The 970-nt window shown below is 41.2% G+C and carries 1 protein-coding gene and 1 pseudogene; both read right to left on the bottom strand.

The genetic code is table 11. The features are described 5' to 3' along the window. A partial coding sequence (locus ACFIK0_RS09260; RefSeq protein ID WP_375663891.1) for a DnaB-like helicase N-terminal domain-containing protein occupies nucleotides 1–823 on the bottom strand: 823 nt, incomplete at its 3' end. After that, a pseudogene (locus ACFIK0_RS09255) lies at nucleotides 780–970 on the bottom strand (late control protein); the annotation flags it as partial. The pseudogene ACFIK0_RS09255 and the gene ACFIK0_RS09260, both read right to left, overlap by 44 nt.

The raw sequence follows: 970 nt of genomic DNA, 5'->3' as shown, positions 1-970 counted from the left end.
GAGTTGCAAGCTGTTCTGTTGACATCTCAAGTGAGAAGAAACCTACAATGCCCCCTTCATTTTCTTGGCTGTTATCACGCTTACAAGCATTGGCAATATTAAAAGCAATATTGGTCGCCAGAGAGGTTTTCCCCATACCAGGGCGCCCTGCAAGGATAATTAAGTCAGATGCTTGTAATCCTCCCATTTTCTCATCAAGGGTTTTGATATGGGTAGCTATCCCAGAAAGCTGTGAGGAACGCTTTTTTGCAGCGCTTGCCATGTTAAGTGCTTTTGCAATGGCTGTATCAAAGTTTTCAAACCCACCCCCATATTTCCCTTTTTCGGCGAGCTCAAATAACTGATTTTCAATCGTTTCAATTTGTTGGGTAGGCGTGAGCTCTACAGGAGCATCAAAAGCTGTATTGGCAACTTCATTGCCAAGATTAATCAAAGACCGGCGGATAAAAAGATCGTAAATAACGCGTCCATAATCTTCAGTGTTAATAATAGTGACTGCCTCTGTGGCTAAGCGAACAACATACTGGTATACAGTAATATCTCCAATTTTTTCTTCCATTTGGATATAGGGCTTGATTGTAATGGGGTTTGCAAGATGACCATTTTGAATAATTTGTAAGACAATCTCAAAGATCTTTTGGTGTAGCGTTTCAAAAAAATGTTCTGCTTTGAGAAAGTCTGAAACGCGATCGAGTGCATTATTATTAATCAGGATTGCTCCAAGTAATGCCTGCTCTGCTTCAATATTATGGGGAAGTTGACGAAAAGAAGAAGCAAAATTATCTCTTGGATTTTCTGTTTTTAGCATGTTCAGTGTTCTCATTGCTTTCTTTTCCCTTGTTTGGTGCCTCAAAGGTGATTTCTGTGGTATATCCACTTTGCTTCTCATAGCAGTGGGTGACGGTCGCGGCTTTCCATGGACCATTGATTTGCCCACGAAACCCTTGAAGGATGAGAGGTTGATCCGCCA

Source organism: Bartonella sp. CL63NXGY (assembly GCF_042194905.1).
Taxonomy (GTDB): domain Bacteria; phylum Pseudomonadota; class Alphaproteobacteria; order Rhizobiales; family Rhizobiaceae; genus Bartonella.
The sequence above is the reverse complement of the archived record's forward strand: the minus strand, read 5'-3'. Positions and strand labels throughout refer to the sequence as shown.